The organism is Dietzia cercidiphylli, from assembly GCF_014145145.1.
GTDB lineage: Bacteria > Actinomycetota > Actinomycetes > Mycobacteriales > Mycobacteriaceae > Dietzia > Dietzia natronolimnaea.
On the sequence record NZ_JAALEA010000032.1, the window covers coordinates 1 to 15533 of the forward strand.

At 64.3% G+C, this 15533-nt stretch carries 11 protein-coding genes and 3 pseudogenes; 8 read left to right on the top strand and 6 right to left on the bottom strand.

Going from position 1 to position 15533, the window contains the following annotated elements; translation table 11 throughout:
* Window positions 1-1421 (top strand): glycoside hydrolase family 3 C-terminal domain-containing protein (locus tag G6028_RS01795; protein ID WP_182657865.1); only part of this gene is annotated, 1421 nt, incomplete at its 5' end.
* Window positions 1422-1443: 22 nt separating this feature from the next.
* On the opposite strand, the pseudogene G6028_RS01800 reads toward G6028_RS01795, so the two are convergent.
* The 4 genes and pseudogenes from G6028_RS01800 to G6028_RS01815 all read right to left on the bottom strand — a co-directional run.
* Window positions 1444-2004 (bottom strand): annotated as a pseudogene (locus tag G6028_RS01800) (dihydrofolate reductase family protein); the annotation flags it as partial.
* A 108-nt stretch (window positions 2005-2112) separates the two neighbouring features.
* Window positions 2113-2685: a GNAT family N-acetyltransferase gene (locus G6028_RS01805; protein ID WP_182657875.1), complete on the bottom strand. Its 573-nt coding sequence runs from the start codon at window positions 2683-2685 to the stop codon at window positions 2113-2115.
* A 164-nt stretch (window positions 2686-2849) separates the two neighbouring features.
* Window positions 2850-3626 carry a 23S ribosomal RNA methyltransferase Erm gene (gene erm / locus G6028_RS01810; RefSeq protein WP_182657866.1) on the bottom strand — a complete coding sequence of 259 codons (777 nt, stop codon included), beginning with the start codon at window positions 3624-3626 and terminating at the stop codon, window positions 2850-2852.
* Window positions 3627-3961: 335 nt separating this feature from the next.
* Window positions 3962-4426 (bottom strand): DUF1801 domain-containing protein, encoded by a 465-nt coding sequence (locus tag G6028_RS01815; protein WP_182657867.1) that lies wholly within the window; start codon window positions 4424-4426, stop codon window positions 3962-3964.
* 47 nt (window positions 4427-4473) lie between these two features.
* On the opposite strand from G6028_RS01815, the pseudogene G6028_RS01820 reads away from it, so the two are divergent.
* The 3 genes and pseudogenes from G6028_RS01820 to G6028_RS18165 form a co-directional block, all read left to right on the top strand.
* A pseudogene (locus tag G6028_RS01820) lies at window positions 4474-4659 on the top strand (VOC family protein); the annotation flags it as partial.
* A 203-nt stretch (window positions 4660-4862) separates the two neighbouring features.
* The gene (locus tag G6028_RS01825; RefSeq protein ID WP_182657868.1) at window positions 4863-5486 is read left to right on the top strand and encodes a class I SAM-dependent methyltransferase; all 624 of its coding nucleotides are present in this window, start codon (window positions 4863-4865) and stop codon (window positions 5484-5486) included.
* 94 nt (window positions 5487-5580) lie between these two features.
* Window positions 5581-5808: pseudogene (locus G6028_RS18165) on the top strand (DUF6653 family protein); the annotation flags it as partial.
* A gap of 86 nt (window positions 5809-5894) precedes the next feature.
* On the opposite strand, the gene G6028_RS01830 reads toward G6028_RS18165, so the two are convergent.
* Both G6028_RS01830 and G6028_RS01835 read right to left on the bottom strand, forming a co-directional pair.
* On the bottom strand, window positions 5895-6293 hold the full coding sequence (locus G6028_RS01830; RefSeq protein WP_182657869.1) for a hypothetical protein: 399 nt from the start codon (window positions 6291-6293) through the stop codon (window positions 5895-5897).
* 291 nt (window positions 6294-6584) lie between these two features.
* Window positions 6585-7142 (bottom strand): CAP domain-containing protein, encoded by a 558-nt coding sequence (locus G6028_RS01835; RefSeq protein WP_241730475.1) that lies wholly within the window; start codon window positions 7140-7142, stop codon window positions 6585-6587.
* A gap of 335 nt (window positions 7143-7477) precedes the next feature.
* Between G6028_RS01835 and G6028_RS01840 the strand changes: the two genes are divergently transcribed.
* From G6028_RS01840 to G6028_RS01855, 4 genes are all read left to right on the top strand, one after another.
* Entirely contained in the window at window positions 7478-7783 is a 306-nt protein-coding gene (locus tag G6028_RS01840) for a hypothetical protein (protein WP_182657871.1), read from the top strand.
* A gap of 326 nt (window positions 7784-8109) precedes the next feature.
* Window positions 8110-10089, top strand: coding sequence for a type I restriction-modification system subunit M (locus tag G6028_RS01845; protein WP_182657872.1), 1980 nt, complete (start codon window positions 8110-8112; stop codon window positions 10087-10089).
* Complete coding sequence (locus tag G6028_RS01850) at window positions 10086-11420, top strand: restriction endonuclease subunit S (RefSeq protein WP_182657873.1); 1335 nt, start codon at window positions 10086-10088, stop codon at window positions 11418-11420. The genes G6028_RS01845 and G6028_RS01850 overlap by 4 nt, the downstream gene beginning before the upstream one ends.
* Window positions 11421-11422: 2 nt before the next feature.
* Window positions 11423-14533 (top strand): type I restriction endonuclease subunit R, encoded by a 3111-nt coding sequence (locus G6028_RS01855; protein ID WP_182657874.1) that lies wholly within the window; start codon window positions 11423-11425, stop codon window positions 14531-14533.
* Window positions 14534-15533: the final 1000 nt, after the last annotated feature.

Below are 15533 nucleotides of genomic sequence, written 5' to 3' on the forward strand. Positions count from 1 at the left end.
TGGCGGTGCGGGCCCGGAACGGGCCACAGGCGGTGCAGTCCGGCGCAGCGCATCGCGCGGCACCGGTGGACCACGCCGCCCACCACGACCTCGCGCGGGAGGCGGCGGAGTCCTCGATCGTGCTGCTGGCCAACGACGGCGGCCTCCTTCCCCTCTCACCGGCCACCGGGGTCGCGGTGATCGGCGCCTTCGCCCGCGAACCGCGCTTCCAGGGAGGCGGCAGCTCGCACGTCACCCCCACGCGGGTCGATGTGCCACTGACGGAGATCAGGCGAATAGCCGGGGACGCCCGGGTCACCCATGCCACGGGCGTCGGGGGTGGTGACGACGACGAGAACCTGCTCCTCGCCGAGGCGGTGGCAATCGCGTCCGATGCCGAGGTGGCCGTCCTCATGCTCGGTCTGACCGACGACCAGGAGTCCGAGGGCGTCGACCGGCAGCACATCGATCTGCCGGGAGACCAGCTCCGCCTCCTCGAGGCGGTCGCCGCGGTGCAGGACCGGATCGTGGTGATCCTGTCGGCCGGCTCCGTGGTGGACCTGTCCCCGGTGGTTCCCCACGCGACGGCGATCGTGTCCGGGGCGCTGCTGGGACAGGGCGGAGGCCGGGCGCTCGCGCGGGTGCTCTACGGCCACGCCACCCCGTCCGGACGGTTGGCCGAGACCGTCCCGCTGCGGATCGAGGACGCCCCCAGTTGGGACAACTTCCCCGCCGTGGACTCGCACGTCCGGTACGGGGAGGGCATCTTCGTCGGCTACCGCGGGTACGACCACAGGCGGCGGGAGGTGCGGTTCCCCTTCGGACACGGCCTGTCCTACACGTCCTTCGACTACCGGTCCCTGACGGTCGTGGCCGGGGACAACGGGTGGACGGCACGGGTCGAGATCCACAACACCGGGTCGTACCGGGGCCGCGAGGTCGTCCAGATCTACTCCTCGCTGCCGGCCTCGGTGCGCAGCCGGGCGCCACGGGAGCTCGTGGGATTCGGCCATATCGAGCTCGATCCCGGACAGAGCGGACAGCTCGATGTCGTTGTGGAACGCCGGGACCTCGCCTATTGGGACGAGCCGGCCGGGAGCTGGTTGGTGGAGGGTGGCGAGTACGTCTTCGCGGCCGCGGCCTCCAGCCGGGACATCCGGATCGAGGTCTCCGTGCCGATCGACGGGGATCCGCGCCCGGTCCGGATCGACCTCGACTCCACGATCTCCGAGGCGATGGCGGACCCCGACGCCCGGTTGATCCTCGACGAGGTGTTCCGCCCGCTCGCGGCGAACGCCGGTGAGGCGAGCGGCGCCGTGGGAGCCTCGATCGAGCAGCTGGTGGGCTCGATCCCCGTGGGGCGAATGCTCTCCGGGTTTCTGGGGATGGACCGGGAGTCGGTGGCGGGTATCGCCGAGCAGCTCGCCCGGATCCACCGGTGAGCGAGCTGCTCCGCTGGATCTCTCGACGTCTGTAGTGCAGGAGAACGGCCCCGTTGTCGAAGACACGGTGTTCCACCAGCTCCAGGTCGAGCTCGGCACCCGGAGGTAGCGCGTGCAGGCCGCCACCTACCACCCTCGGGACCATGAAGAACCTGAACTGGTCGACGATCCCGGCACTGATCGCCTCGCTCGCCGTGGTGGGTCCGAAGATCTCGACCTCTCCCGCGGCGTCGTCGACGATCTGCTGAAGCCCGGCGATGTCGAGGCGCGGCAGAAGGCGGTCCCGGTCGGACACGAGGTCCGCCTCGGTCATCGTCGAGGACACCGCGATGCGCGTCAGGTCCTTCCAGCGGCGAGCGAACTCGTGCTCGTCGGGGCTCCACGACTCGTCGTCGGGAGGAGTCTCCCAGTAGGTCATCAATTGGTAGGTGTTCAGCCCCAGGACCTCGTGCGACACCGAGGTCATGCGTTCCACGTGAAACCTGAACAGGTCCCCGCCGGGCGCGGTCCAGTCGAAGTCGCCGTTCGCGTCGGCGGCATAGCCGTCCAGCGAGATGGTCGCGGTGTAGCCCAGCGTCCCCATGGTCGTCCTCCGCTGCTCGCGAGGTGGCGGTAGCGAGAAGCCTATCGCCGCGCCGCGGGCTCTCGCACCCTTTCCCCTGACCGCGCAGCTGGGTGGCGATTGTGGGCGTCAGTCGAGTTGACGACGCATGACGATCCGGGGGAAGCCCCCCGCCACCGACGTCGTGGCGGCGACCTTGACGAATCCCGCCTGCTCGAACAGGGAGCGGAACCCCACGAACGCCATCGTCAGGTTGACCTTCTCCGCACCGTTGTCCACGGGTACCGCCTCGACGGCGGGTGCGCCGTGGTCGCGCGCGAACCCGACCGCACCCTCGACCAGCTCCCGCGCCACTCCCTGCCCCCGATACCCGGGGCGGACCCGGATGCAGAAGATCGACCACACAGGTTGAGCGTCGACTGTCGGCACCACTCGTGATCGCGCGATCGGCAGGTCGCGGCGCGGAGCGACTCCCGCCCACCCCACGGGTTCCGGCCCAAGGTAGGCGAGCACGCCCGGTGCGGTGTCCCGCCCGCACAGGTCGCGGACGTACTCGCCCCGGGCGGGACCCGTCAGCGAGGTGTTGGTCTTGGAGTCCAGTCGGTGGCTGAGGCACCAGCACACCGAGGCGTCCGGGTTCTTCTTCGGCCCCAGGAGAACAGCCACGTCATCGAATCGCTCAGCCGGGCGCACCTCGATCATCGCCACGCCACCACTGCAGAAGGTGTCATAGGGCCATCCTTGCCTGAGGTGCCCGGTCGGCGGGCCGGAAGGAGCACACCGCCCCGCATAGCCCCGCACAGCCCCGCGCCGCGGTGACGGGCACCGAGTCGGGGGCTGGGGTCCGGAGCAGATCGGCACCCGCCTCACTTCTGACGCCCCAGTGCCGCGTACAACGCGACCCAGTCCTGCGCGGTGAGATCCCTGGGCAGGGCATCCGGCGCGACGCCCGCCCGGGCGACGACCCCGCGGACTGCAGATCTGCGCCGCGGGTGTACCACGGTGGCCAGGATCGCGGCGATGCCCCGGCCGCGTCCGGTGAAGACGTCGTGCACGAACCGGCGGTAAGCACCACGGTCCTGGTCCGCGAGAAGAGGACGAGGCCTCCGGTACAGGACGAGCAGTGCGCCGTCGACGGTCGGCTCCGGCCGGAAGGCGCGGCGGGGCACCCGGCGATGCAGGGTGAACTCGATCCACGGCCACCACTGCGCGGTCATCATGGTCGCGCCCCCGACGCCTGCTCGCCGACGCGCGACCTCCCACTGGACCAGCAGGACGGCCGTCGTCGTGGACGGGGAATGGAGCAGTTTCCGCAGGATCGAGGTGGTGAGGTGGAACGGGAGGTTGCCCACCACCACATGGGGAGTCGTCGGCAACGGCCACCGCACGAAGTCCGCGTGGACAAGCTCAACATCTGTAGCGAGCGCACCCTGGAGATGCTCGACCGTCCGGGAGTCGATCTCCACCGCCGTGAGTGGGCGATCCAGGGACTGCAACGGGGTGGTCAGTGCCCCCCTCCCGGGCCCGATCTCGATGATCGGCCCCGAGGTGTCGGCGACGATGTCGATCATCTCGTCGATGACGGTGGTGTCAGTGAGGAAGTTCTGGCCGTGCTCGTGCCGGCCGCCCCGATAGGTGGGCATGTGTAGACGCTCCGAATGTAGAGAGTGCGCCCGGGCATGCAGAAGCGCCGCCCGGCTGGACCGCGGAGCGGCGGAAGCGTCCTACAGGAGGGAATCCGCCGCTAGAAGCGACGGTCCCGAATCAATGTGGTGAAGCAGGCCATGACGGGGAGTGTATCGGACCCTCCGGGCGTGGTCCCCGCGATCCTTCCCAGTGGAGCGGTTTCAGTACGGGAGCCATCCACTCGGAGATGAACGCACGCAGCGTGTCGTCAGGACAGCTTCGCGGCTCGGGCCATCTGATCTCCAGCTGGTCCGGGCCCCGGCGGGGAACGAGAAGTGGTGTCGCCGAGCGGCTATGCCGAGTTATCCCCCGCCGCCCGGCGCACTATCTCGCCGAGCTGCTCCCACGCCTTCTCTGTCGGGTCGATCAGTGCGTACGCGGTCGGCCAGAGCCCGCTCTCGTCGTCGAGGGCGGCCTGAGCACTCACACCGAAAGTGGAGTACCTCTCCTTGTCCATCTGCCCGCTGCGGAAGAAGACCACCACCTTCCCGGCCCTGGCGTACCCGGGTTGCCCGTAGTACAGCTTCGGTGACAGGTCCGGCGCGATGGTGGCGACCATCTGGTGCAGTCGCTCGGCCATCTGCCGGTCGCCGTCGGGCATCTCCTCGATCCTGGCCAGAAGTGCCGCCTCGTCCGCAGCAGCCTTCTCCGCGCCCTTCGCGCGCTTCGCCTCCGCCTCCAGCTCTGCGGCGCGCTCCTTCATCGCCGCACGTTCCTGGGCGGAGAACTCCCCCGCCGCGTCACTTCTCTTCGTCATCAGTTCCTCCCGGTGACCGATCGTCGACTGTCTCCGACGCTAACCGGGAGATCATCGCCGAGGGCGTCTACGGCGCGGTCACTCTGGGGACCGACGACCTGGACGGGCTGTTCGAACGCCTGGACGCCGCCGGCGCCGACATCGTCCAGGAACCCACAGACCAGGACTACGGGGTGCGCGACTGCGCCTTACGCGATCCTTCGGGGAACCTCATCCGGGTCAATCAGCTCTGACTGCAGACCAGGGGACGATCGAGTTGCCCGGTGTAGTGTCCGCGCACCTGGGGTCACCATGCGGTTATGCGTGGCGCGACACACCGGCGTTCTAGCGGCGACCACGCCCGAGCACGTACCTTGCCCCATCAGCCAGTGCATTGAGGAGGAAGGTGGAGGAGCACGTGGAGTCCGACAACAGGCCTGGTACTCCCTGGCCCCGCATGAACGGGCAGTCACACGCACCAGGCAACGCGGATACGGTGCACTACGCCTACTCCGCCCGCGCACACGAGTACATCGACCTACTCGGTGACATCGACACCACAGCACCTGAGGACCGCAAGTTGGTCACCCGCTGGGCTCGCGACTGCACGGGTCGCGTCGTCGACATCGGGTGCGGTCCAGGCCACTGGACCGCTTACCTCTCCGACGCCGGCGTCACAGCCGAGGGAATCGACCCCGTGCCGGAGTTCGTGGACCACGCACAGCGCACCTACCCGCAGGTGCAGTTCCGTCAGGGGACATTTGACGATCTGTGCGACGTGCCGGGCCCCTTGGGCGGAATCTTCTCCTGGTACTCACTGATCCACCTCGACCCCGGAGACGTCCCCGAGGCACTGGCGACGATGCGAGCGTCACTGGCACCGGGAGGTCGCCTGCTCCTTGCGTTCTTCGACGGAGAAAAAGTCGAGGAGTTTCCCCATGCTGTGGCGCCTGCCTTCTCCTGGCCCCTGACCTCGATGATCGACGCCGTTCGCCGTGCAGGGTTTGCAGTCACCCATCGGGAGCGTCGACACGATCCCGGTCATCGGCCCCACGCCGCGCTACTCGCCTACCGGGACTAGAAGCCCCACGGTGTGCCGGGTCTCGCCGTCGACCATCCGGAGGAGAGTCGTGATTCAGTAGCCGTTCCGGCGACCGAGGTGCAAGGCTGGATTCGTGGCTTCCGAGGACGGCTTCTACGCCCGCATGTTCCGGCGGCACGCTCATCCAGTCAGTGCATGGTCGAGGCTCCTGAGCGCCCCACTGCTGCTGGTCCCCCTGTGGACTCGCCTGTGGTGGTTGTACGTGCCGATCGGCGCGTGGTTTGCACTCAACCCAGTGATGACCCCGCCCGCTCACAACATGAAGTCGTTTGCGACACAAGCAATCCTGGGCGAAGAGTCCTGGTCTCGGGACCCCAAGTCCGAACCGATGGTCCTGGCCCTGACCGGCATGGCCAGTACTTCGCTCGTGTGCGCCATGGTGGCCAGCTATAAGCACAGAAAGACCGGTGCGGTCGCCTGCACCGGGGTCTTCGTGACGCTCACGTTGTGGCAATGGAGGCTGTGGGCGGACCGATTCACGCGCGAAACAACCCGGACTGCCAGCTGATCCCAGTCGCTGGCGCGGCCTACCTCGGCCCGTGCTGATTTGTTTGGGGCGAGCACCTTGGCGAACCCTGCCAGGTACTCCCTGCTGCGTCGCGCGGCTTGCTGTTCCACGAGCTCGTCGGCAAGCACCTTTGGCACGGAAGATACGTCGACGGCGAGGTGTTCGAGCGCCACAGCCGCCGCGACGGCCTGACCTTCGTAGAAGGCCAGGTCGGGGAGGATCACCTCAAGGGCTCGCGACAGCTCGCCAGCAGCGCGCTCTTCGATCATCGTGGTCACGGACGCCCGATACTGCTCGAAACGGTCCTGCGCCTCTTCGAGATCTCGTCGCAGGACAGAGGGGTCAAGCATCGGCGCGAGCCTCGGTGCCGACAGTAGTCACGAACGCGCCGGTCGCGTCGTTGATGACCATCTCCAGGTTCACACTGTCACTCTAAGCCCCCTCGAGTGACGCTGTTCGAGCCACCATCGCACTGATGCGGCGTCAGACTGATTCGACCCGACTGGCGCTCCCTCGCCGTCACCCGCGTCGCGAGCTCACACACCCTCTCGCCGGACTCGGGGTATCAACTACCTCTCCGATATCGGAGTAGCAAAGTGCTGAACATGGAGATGAGCCTCGGGAAAGCCCTGGTACGCAGCCGTCCGCACGCAGACGCCCACCCTGGTGAAGTCCGGGTTGACGATGTTCGCCCTGTGACCGGGACTGTCCATCCAGCTGTCGACCGGATCGGATCCGCCCGAGGTTGAGTAAAATAGGTTCTCTGCAGCCGTGTAGTAATCGACACCGGCCTCACGGATGAACATGAACGGGTCGCCGGTGCCATCAGGCGCGTGGTGCCCCCAGTAGTCCCTCGCGAGCATGTCGTCCGCTTTTGCGCAGGCACTATCTCGGAGCTTCTCGCTGGCGTCCAGAGTCGGAATACCGTTCTCGCCCCGCATCGCGTTGGTCTGCTCTTCCACCGGCGACGGATCTGCCGGGGGTTCGACCTCAGTCTGACGCCCCGAGTCAACAGACGGGAGTTCCCGATTCACCGCGGCGTCCCACTCTGCGCAGCCGCTCCCCACCATCGAGGCCACCAGAAGTAGCGGAGCTGCCGCGACCTTTGCCACTGTCCCATTCTTCATCCTGATCACCCGATCTGAATGTACCGAGGACACTCAGCCGTAAACTTAAACCCATTCTTAGCGGAGGGTGCGGAATGAAGGCGATTACCAGTGCGGTGACGGCGGTATTGCTGGTTGCGGGACTATCGGGTTGCAGCTCTAGCGGAGGGGAGCAGCCGGCGGAGAGCACCATTGGCTCGACGGTCAGCAGCTCGACACCGTCGAGCTCGTCGACTACAACCAGCAGCTCGACCTTTACCAGCCCAACCAGCGCCCCGCCGAGCTCCACAGCTCAGGCGAACCCTACGACCCCGGCAGCGACCCCCGCTGCCGCTGCCCCGGTGAGGCCGCCGTTCATGGCCCCGGAGGACTTCGACCCCTACGGTCCGCCGCGGTTCGTTCAGTGTTGGGAGGCCAACGCCGCGGTCATGTCAGATGGCTCCATCGTCGCCGACACCGTGAACTGCGGCCGACCGGCCCCCGGGTCGGCGCATGAGGCCGAATATGTCGATCCGCCGCGGGCTGACGGGTGCGTAGGCCCGGCCGCGACTTGCGGTTACTACGACGAAGCTGGCAACCCGATCTGGTTCGACAAAGAGACGGGCCAAATCTCTCCCCGCTACCTCGACGAGAACGGCAACCCCACGATGGACCCGAACTAGATCGCACCCCCGCCTTGGTTGGGCCCAATGGCGGAACCAGCGAATGCATGAGTAAGGCGCCTGGTTCATTGGGCGCCGCTCTCAGCGTTCTGAGAGAGTCGGCGCGGGTCGATGAGCCCGTTGTAGTCCTCGAGGTTGCCCAGGGCGTGCTCTAAGCCGATCCGGGGCCTTGAGGAGGTGGCGGACGCCCGAGTCGGAATAGATCAAGTCGTCGGCGACCTCGGCTCGAGCGCCCGAGCATCTCCGCGGTGTGGCCTGACCACGGACGCCGTGAGCGACCACTACGTTTAGACCGTCAACCATCCTCGATTAAGGAACTACCCGAGTTGCCCACTACCAACGCCGCCTTCATCTGGTCCATCGCCAACAAGCTGCGGGGGCCTTACCAGCCCAATCAGTACGGCGATGTGATCCTGCCGTTCACGATCCTGCGGCGCCTGGACGCGATCCTCGCGCCCACCAAGGCGGAAGTGCTCACCCAGCACGCCAGGTTGCAGGACAGCGGCATCGACCCGTTCGTGGTTCTGCGGTCAAAGTTCGGGCTCCCGTTCTTCAACACCTCGGTGTGGGACTTCAGCAAGCTCGCCGCAGACCCGGCGGGGCTGGCGGAAAACCTTATCGACTACATCGAGGGATTCTCGGCCAACATCCGGGACGTCTTCGACGGCTACAAGCTCCCCGAACTGATCGAGGACCTGGACAAGAAGGACCGCCTGTTCCTTATCGTCAAGGATTTTGCGAACGTGGACCTGCACCCGGATCGGGTCAGCGGACACGACATGGGTTACATCTTCGAGGAACTTATCCGGAAGTTCGCCGAGTCCAACAACGCCCAGGCCGGTGACCACTTCACGCCGCGCGAGGTCATCTCGCTGATGGTCGACTTGCTCTACGCCGACAAGGACCTCGAGCTCACCACCCCCGGCATCGTGCGCACCATCTACGACCCCGCAGCCGGTACGGGCGGCATGCTCTCGGTGGCCTACGACCACCTAGTGGACATGAACCCCGACGCCAAGCCGGTGCTGTACGGCCAGGAGGTCAACTCGCGCTCGTATGCCATGTGTAAGTCGGACATGGTGATCAAGGGCCAGGGCGTGGACAACATCTACAACGGTGACACGCTCACCGACGACGGCTTCCACGGCGAGCACTTCGATTTCCTGCTGTCGAATCCTCCGTTCGGGGTGGAGTGGAAGACACAGCAGAAGGCGGTCAAGGACGAACACGAGCAGCGGGGCTTCGCGGGGCGTTTCGGTCCCGGCCTACCGCGGGTCTCCGACGGCTCATTGCTGTTCCTGATGCACCTGATCAGCAAGATGCGGCCCGTTCGCTCGCCGGACGACAAGGGCTCCCGGCTGGCGATCGTCCTCAACGGCTCGCCCCTGTTCACCGGCGGCGCCGGCTCCGGCGAGTCCAACATCCGGCAGTGGATCATCGAGAACGACCTTCTCGACGCGATCATCGCGCTGCCGACGGACATGTTTTACAACACCGGTATCTCCACCTACATCTGGATCCTGGACAACGCCAAGACCGACGAGCGCAAGGGCAAGGTCCAGCTCATCAACGCGGTCGAGATGTTCGGCAAGATGCGCAAATCGCTGGGCTCCAAGCGCAAGGAACTGCGCCCGCATGACATCGAGAAGATCTGCGAACTCTACGGCGGCTTCGAAAACCAAGACAACGACGACGACGAGGCGCCCGCCCTCTCGAAAGTGTTCGCCAACTCGGAGTTCGGATACCGCACCATCACGGTGGAACGCCCTCTACAGCTGCGGTTCCACATCACCGAGGAAACGGCCGAGCTCGTGCTCGCGACTAAGGCGATCGCCAAGCTCCCTGCGCCTGACCAGGACGCCGTCCGCAACGCCCTCGCCGGTCTCTCGGGCCGCTCGTGGACCAACCGCGACGCCTTCGTCACCGAACTCAAAGCAGCCCTGAAGTCCGCGGGCATGACCAAGGTCAGCGCCCCGGTCATCAAGACCATCTGGACGACCATCGGCGAACACGATCCCGAGGCCGACGTCATCACCACTAAGGGCAATCCCGAGCCCGACGCCTCGCTTCGCGGTACTGAAAACGTCCCGCTGGCCGAGAACATCGAGGACTACTTCGCCCGCGAGGTCCTACCCCATGTACCGGATGCGTGGATCGACCACGATAAGACCCGCATCGGCTACGAAATCCCCTTCACCCGCCACTTCTACCGCTACACCCCGCCCCGACCCCTCGAAGAGATTCAAAAAGACCTGCGCCAACTTGTGACGGAGATCCAGGCCATGCTCGCAGAGGTGGGCGCGTGACAAACCGGCTGCCATCGACTGGCCAAGAAATTAGCAACCCGGGTCCCACCGCCACGCCCGCTGGCTGGCTTAGCGTGCGCCTTTCAAGGATCCTCGACGGGATTAAGGATGGCACTCACGGCTCATTCGATAGAGTGCCGGAAGGCGTCCCTTTACTCAGCGCTAAGAATGTTAAAAATAAAGGCTTGACGGTGAGTGACGCCGAAAGCCTAATTTCCCAAAGCGACCATGCATCGATTACCGCTGGCGGCTACCCCGCTCGCGGCGATGTCCTTTTGACAATCGTTGGAACGATCGGCCGCTCATGCGTGTATGAGTTTGATTTCCCATACGCCTTCCAGCGTAGCGTGTGCTTTTTACGTCCATCACCGAGAATCAACTCGCACTATTTAATGTATGCGACACAAAGCAAGCATTTCCAAGATCAGCTTGCGTTATCGACCAAGGTTTCGGCTCAGCCCGGAATATACATGGGCGACGTTTCTGCCTGCACAGTCTTTCTCCCTCCAACGTCCTGCCAAAATAAGATTGTCGAGTTCCTCGACCACGAAACCGCTAAAATCGATGTGTTGATCGACAAACAGGAACAGCTCGTCGCCAACCTGCGCGAGGACCGCGCCGCAACCATCACACAGGCAGTCACAAAGGGCCTGGATCCAAGCTGCGAGCTGGTGAAATCAACCTCTGGATGGATCGACACTTTTCCGATCCATTGGGAAGAGACGAAACTGAAGTGGAATGTCTCGACAGTAACCAGTGGGTCACGAGGCTGGGCGCAGCATTATTCTGACGATGGCGACTACTTCATCCGTATTGGCAACCTGACCCGCGGTTCCATCGGTTTCGACGACTCAAGCGTGCAACGGGTTTCTGTGCCGTTGCACGCCGAAGGCTCCCGAACTATGACGCGGGAAGGGGACTTACTGTTCTCCATCACCGCCTACTTGGGTTCAGTTGCCGTGGTCGACAAACACCACGTTGGAGCTTTCGTCAGTCAACACGTCGCCCTCGCTCGGCTTGCTGGATCGAGCCTCGATCCGAACTACGTCGGCTACGCAATGTTGTCCGAAGTCGGCCAACGGCAACTGAAGGAACAGGCGTATGGGGGAACCAAAGTGCAGCTCAGCCTCGATGATATTCGTAGTATCGCACTACTACTCCCACCCAAGGAAGAACAAGCTTCAATAGTCTCATTTCTCGATTCCCGCTGTGCCCACATCGATGCGTTGATCACAAAGTCAACGGAGACGATCGACACCCTGCGCGAGTACCGATCTGCCCTCATCACCAATGCCGTGACGGGGAAGATCGACGTGAGGGAGGCTGGGTAGTCATGGCCCAGCATCACGAGTCCGTGCTCGAGGACGAGATCTGCGCCCATCTGGCTGCGCACGGCTGGGAGTACTCGCCCACCGATTCCGGGTACGACCGCGAGCTCGCCCTGTTCCCGGAGGACGTGTTCTGGTGGTTGCAGCACTCCCAGTCCGACGAGTGGGAAAAGCGCGTCAAGCCCGCGGACCCGCCCGCGGCTCAGGAGAAGTCGAAGTCCGCGCTCCTGCAGCGCCTCGCCAAAGCGCTGTCGTCTGATCTCAAGGCCGACGGCGGCACCCTTGCCGTACTGCGACGGGGCTTCAGCGACTTCAACGCCATCTTCGCGATGTGCCAGTTCAAACCCAACTCTGGACTCAACGCGACCACCGCCGCCAAGTATCAAGCCGTGCGGTTGAGGGTCATGCGGCAGGTGCACTACTCCAAGTCCAGCCCGAAGAAGTCCATCGACTTGGTGTTCTTCGTCAATGGCATCCCAGTGGCCACGGCCGAGCTCAAGACCGACTTCACACAGTCGGTGGAGCATGCGATCGAGCAGTACAAGAAGGACCGCCTGCCCAAGGGTGAGCCGCTGCTCGGCTTTGCCACCCGCGCCTTGGTGCACTTCGCGGTGTCCAACACCGAAGTGCACATGACCACCCGGCTCGCAGGCCAGGACACCTTGTTCCTGCCCTTCAACCGCGGCAACGGCCACCACGCCGGCAACCCGCCCAACCCGAACGGCTCGGCCGCCGCCTACCTGTGGGAGACCATCCTCGCCCGCGACACCTGGCTGGAGATCCTCGACCGGTTCATGCACCTTGGGATTACCGAGAAGCGCGATCCGGACACCGGCAAGAAGACCCGCAAGGAGACCCTGCTCTTCCCGCGCTACCACCAGTGGGACGCCGTCACCCGTCTCGTCCAGGCCGCCCGGACCGAAGGGCCCGGGAATAAGTACCTTGTCCAGCACTCCGCAGGTTCGGGAAAGACCAACTCCATCTCCTGGCTCGCCCAGCGGCTGTCGTCGCTGTATGACGATGACGACGACAAGGTGTTCTCCTCCGTCATCGTGGTCACCGATCGGACCGTGCTTGATGCGCAACTGCAAGAGGCCATCCACCAGATCAATCGCACCACCGGGGTCGTGGCCCACATCGATGGGCTGACCGGATCGAAATCCTCAGAACTGGCCGAGGCTCTCGAGTCGGGGACCCACATCGTCGTCGTCACCATCCAGACCTTCCCCTACGCCCTGGACGCGATCGCCGACCGCACTACCCTCCGCGGTCGGTCCTTTGCGATCATTGCCGACGAAGCCCATTCCTCCCAGGCCGGCGGAGCGTCGAACAAACTCAAGCAGGTCCTGTCGCAGGCCGAGCTCGACGAGGTCGCCCAGGGCGGGGCCGTGTCGGCGGAGGACATGCTCGCCGCCGAGACCAAAGCCCGCGCCGAGGCCGGCAATATCTCCTTCTTCGCCTTCACCGCCACCCCCAAGGCCACCACGCTCGAACTGTTCGGCCGCCCAGGCCCCGACGGCACGCCGCAGCCGTTCCACCTGTACTCGATGCAGCAAGCGATCGACGAGGGCTTCATCCTGGACGTCCTGCGCAACTACACCCCGTACAAGACCGCGTTCCGGTTGTCGCACAACGGCAAGACCTACGCCACCAGCGACACCGGGGAAGGCACCGTCGCCGTGACCACCGAGGGTGGCGACGACGACCTGGTGGACCGCTCCGCCGCGGTGAAGTCGGTGATGAACTGGGTCAAGCTGCACCCCACCAACATCTCGCAGAAGGTGCAGATCATCGTCGAGCACTTCCGACAGAACGTGGCCTGGCGGCTGAACGGGCAGGCAAAGGCGATGGTGGTGACCAGTTCCCGCAAGGCCGCCGTGCGCTACAAACTCGCCTTCGACAAGTACGTGACCGAGAACGGCTACACCGACGTCGCTGCGCTGGTCGCGTTCTCTGGGGAGGTCACCGACCCCGAGTCCGGTACCGACGAGCCGTTCTCCGAAGTCAGCATGAACCCTGGGCTCAAGGGCCGCGACCTGCGGGACGCGTTTGCCACCGATGAGTTCCAGGTGATGCTGGTGGCCAACAAGTTCCAGACCGGCTTCGACCAACCCAAACTCGTGGCCATGTACGTCGACAAGCGGCTCGGCGGGGTCCAGGCGGTGCAGACTCTCTCGCGGCTCAACCGGACATTTCCGCCGCTGAAAGACCAGACCTTCGTGCTGGATTTCACCAACGAAGTCGACGACATCGTCGACGCCTTTGCGCCCTATTACGAGGCCACCACACTGGCCGACGTGACCGACCCGAACATCGTCCACGACACCGAGCGCAAACTATCCGTCGCCGGCATCTACGAGCGCTCCGAGGTCGACGGCTTCGCTAATGCATTCCTCGCCCGTGAGGGCCACAATGCGCTGGTGAAGTGGGTTGCCCCCGCTGCCGACCGTTTCACGGTTCGGATGCGGTCGGCGGTCGAGGCCTCCAACGCCGTGGAAATCGACGAGCTGCAGATGTTCCGCAAGGACGTGGGCACCTACGTGCGGCAATACGAGTTCCTGTCCCAGCTGTTCGACTACGAGATCCCGTGGCTCGAGAAGCTCGCGCTGTATCTCAAGCTGCTAGCGCCACAGCTAAGAAGCGGAGAGAAGGACACGCCCATCGACCTGTCCGCGGTGGCTATCGACTACCTCGGCCACCACCGCCAGGCCACCCGGGACGGCGAACTCTCCGGCGGGACGCCGCTCGAGCCGGCGCGCGAGGCCGGCACCGGCACCGTCCGCGACCCCGACATGGTGGCCCTCGACGAGGTGATCAACCGCATCAACGACCTGTTCGCCGGAAACCACCCCGACTCCTCCGTCCGCAACGTGGTTACCCACATCAAGGACCGGCTCGAAGAGAGCGAGACCCTTAAGACGCAGGCCCAGAACAATTCACTCGCCCAGTTCCGCGCGAGCCCCGACATCGATGTCGCCTTCACCGACGCCGTCATCGGATCCATGGACTCCTCCGCAGACCTCTCCGCGCAGATCCTCAACAACCGAGATCTCGCCCGCGCACTGCTTGGCGAGCTCCTGCCGGCCGTCTATCGAACACTGAGCAAGGCGAGCTAATCCATACCGATGGTCCGAAATCTAAGACAAGCGTTGACCGAAACGCTCTTCAATGCGGCAAGCGGCGGAGTCTTGCCCCGTATTGATTCACGGGGCAAGCGGGGAGGAGATCTCTATGACTGGTCGTTGAAGCCGCACCCGCCAGCACCGGGCAGCTCTCTCCATAACGACGACGTCGAGTTCGCTGCTGCTTATCCACTACTTCTTAGCGGGACGAAGGCTGTAACTGAGCAGACGATATACCCGGTTATGACCGCTGCCGAGAACTTACACACGGCTGGTGTTCTAATCCGTCGGCGCAGAAGCCACAGGCAGCCACACCTCAGCGAAGTCCTCGGATTATGCCGTGTAGCTATGGAGTGTGCAGCGGCATCGATCTGGATGCTCAGCGGGGAGGACCGAGCTGAACGCCTCGATCGTTGCCTCCGAATCGAACTCGAACAGCTACGAAAGCAAAGTTCGTTTCTGCAGCTTTCGGCCAAGGCCGAAACCGCGGCCGACAGCCGCTATTCGCCCGAACATCGAAGAATGAATAGGGCCCACAGGGAAAGGTTTAACGCAACGCTCAGCCGCTCCGAGAGCGCTTACCCCGCTAAGCGTCCGCCGCAGTTCTCGCAACTCGTGGAATACTCCGCAAGGTGGATTGATGCCCACGTACCGTTGCACGACGACGGCGAGATAGCCAATAGCTCGATGGAACATTCATCCACGCTCTTTTATTCTTACGGTTCAAGCTTCATCCACGGCTACAAATGGCTTTCCGACTATTCACGTGGCGGCACCATCTGGACAATGCTCTCCGATGCCCTAGCAGTTTCTATTAACATGACTGAGTGCGCCGCTTGCCTCTTCGAAAGTGCTGCCCTCGCACCCGGAACCAGTCCGGACATAGAGCACTTCCCAAAGCGATTCACGCCCACGGTAGCGACGTGGTCTACAGAACTATTCGGATCGCCGCCAGCCAGATGTTAGGGACGTGCTTCGGAAAGCAGAGTTCTGA